We start from the raw sequence: 2,153 nt of genomic DNA on the forward strand, positions 1-2,153 counted from the left end.
ACCTCGAAGTCGACGCCGGCGGCGAGACGATCCCGCTGTCCGGATTCGCCGTGGTGACCGGCTTCTTCTCCGTCGTGGGCGTCGTCATCGCCGCCGCTCTTCTGCGCTGGAGCGCTCGCCCCGCCGAGCGGTTCGTCTGGACGGCGGTGTCGCTGACCGCGATCTCGCTGGTTCCGCCCCTGCTCTCCAGCGCGAACACCGCCACCATCGCCGCCCTGCTCGGGCTGCACCTGTTCGCTGCGACGGTGATGATTCCCAGCCTGGCGCGGAGCCTGCGCACCCGGACCGATTGACGGGACTCCGGACACCGGCCGCAGTGCGAGATCTCACCGCACGGCGGCGGTGTCGCCCTCGACGACCGATATCGGAGTGCCGAGTTCGACGGTGCGGGAGACGGTGCAGAGCCGGTCGTGCGCCTGCCGCAGGGATCGCGGCAACGCCTCGCGGGCCCGGTCGCCCTCCGCGCCGGCCGGGAACGTCACGGTGAACGTGACGGTGAGATCCCGCATCCGGTTGCCTCCGGCATCGCGCACCTTGTTGCCGGAGACCTCGACGCCGAACCCGGTCGGCTCCGCGCGACGACTGGTGATCAGGTCCACGTCAGCAGCCATGCACCCGCCGATGGCGGCCAGCAGCAACTCCACCGGGGTGAAGCTGTCGTTCTGGCCGGTGCCCAGAGGGATCGACCCGCCGCGGAAGTTGTGCACGACATACTGCTCGACGCTGGTGCGCTCGATCCGCACGGAGCGGGCGGTGTTCTCGGTCATGGTGAGAAGTTACCGACCGTTGTTACTGTCGGCTCATGTCCGGCCCAGCAGACGTGCCCCCGGAGATCCTGGACCGGTTGCGGCCGATCTGCCGGGGACTCCCCGAGACGTGCGAGGAGCCGGCCTGGATCGGCGTTCGGTGGCGGATCCGTCAGCGTACGTTCGCCCATGTCTACACGCCGGACCCCGACCGTCACCGCGTCTACGCCCGGCATCTGGTCGCCGGCGAGGCGCCGACCATGATGACGTTCCGCGTCCCCGCCGACGAGCTGCTCGGCCTGACCTCCGACGGCCGGTTCTTCCGTGCCGACTGGGGCCGCAACGTCGCCGGCACCCTTCTCGGCGAGCACACCGATTGGACCGAAATCGCCGAGCTGGTCACCGACAGCTACTGCGAGATGGCCCCGAAGTTCCTGGTCGCCAAGGTCGCACTCCCCCACCCACCGGCCGACCCGCAGCCCTGACGAGCGACCGCTCAGCGCACCTTTTGGGCGCTGAACTGCATGCGCGGCGCGGCGTAGAACTCCTGGGCCTGCACCAGCCGCAGCTCACGCTCGCCGGAGCGGTAGGTGGTCTCGATCAGGTCGAAGACGCTGGAGACGGTGCGCTCCAGCGACACCGCCGCGTCCTTGGTCTGCACGTAGTGAGCGGTGAACAGCGCCGCCGTGACGTCACCGGATCCGTTGGCCTTGAACGGCAGGTGCGGGGTGCTCACCAGCCAGGCGCCGGCGTCGTCCACGACCAGCATCTCGATCGTGCCGTCCGCCCGATCCGGGCGCTCCACGCTGGTGACCAGCACGGTCGAGGGGCCCATGGCGCGGGCCAGGTCGGCCGAGGCCAGCGTCGACTCGATGCTCGCCGGCTCGGTGCCGGTCAGGAACCCGAGCTCGAACTGGTTGGGGGTGATGATGTCGGCCACCGGCACGACCCGGTCGCGCAACAGGACCGGGATCTCCGGTGCGACGAAGCATCCGGACTTGGCGTTGCCCATGACCGGATCGCACGCGTACAGCGCCGCGGGGTTCGCCTCCTTTACCCGGCGCACAGCATCGATGATGACGTCGCCGATGCCCACCCCGCCCTGATAGCCGGACAGCACGACGGCGATCTGCGGGAACACGCCCCGCTCCTGCACACCGAGCAGGATTTCCGCCACGTCCGGCGGCGGGATCAGCGGACCTCGCCAGGCGCCGTAGCCCGTGTGATTGGAGAAGTTCACCGTCGGGACCGCGACGACCTCGACGCCGATCCGCTGCAGCGGAAAGACGGCCGCAGAGTTTCCGACATGACCGTGGGCGACCGCCGACTGGATGGACAGAACCTTCATCACCCCACCCTAGAGACCGGTCCGCGGGGCCGCATGGCCGATTTACCTGCTTTGCGGAG

At 69.4% G+C, this 2,153-nt stretch carries 4 protein-coding genes; 2 read left to right on the forward strand and 2 right to left on the reverse strand.

Annotated features, from left to right (window positions below; translation table 11 throughout):
* A partial coding sequence (locus tag AB0M20_RS39710) for a DUF6069 family protein (RefSeq protein WP_364306254.1) occupies positions 1-293 on the forward strand: 293 nt, incomplete at its 5' end.
* A 33-nt stretch (positions 294-326) separates the two neighbouring features.
* On the opposite strand, the gene AB0M20_RS39715 is transcribed toward AB0M20_RS39710, so the two are convergent.
* Positions 327-767 carry an OsmC family protein gene (locus tag AB0M20_RS39715; protein ID WP_364306256.1) on the reverse strand — a complete coding sequence of 147 codons (441 nt, stop codon included), beginning with the start codon at positions 765-767 and terminating at the stop codon, positions 327-329.
* A 35-nt stretch (positions 768-802) separates the two neighbouring features.
* Between AB0M20_RS39715 and AB0M20_RS39720 the strand changes: the two genes are divergently transcribed.
* On the forward strand, positions 803-1,231 hold the full coding sequence (locus AB0M20_RS39720) for an MmcQ/YjbR family DNA-binding protein (RefSeq protein ID WP_364306257.1): 429 nt from the start codon (positions 803-805) through the stop codon (positions 1,229-1,231).
* Positions 1,232-1,242: 11 nt separating this feature from the next.
* Here AB0M20_RS39720 and pdxY read toward each other — a convergent pair whose 3' ends face one another.
* The gene (gene pdxY, locus AB0M20_RS39725) at positions 1,243-2,094 is read right to left on the reverse strand and encodes a pyridoxal kinase PdxY (protein WP_364306259.1); all 852 of its coding nucleotides are present in this window, start codon (positions 2,092-2,094) and stop codon (positions 1,243-1,245) included.
* Positions 2,095-2,153 lie beyond the last annotated feature (59 nt).

Origin of the sequence: Actinoplanes sp. NPDC051633, assembly GCF_040681735.1 — a bacterium.
Classification (GTDB): domain Bacteria; phylum Actinomycetota; class Actinomycetes; order Mycobacteriales; family Micromonosporaceae; genus Actinoplanes.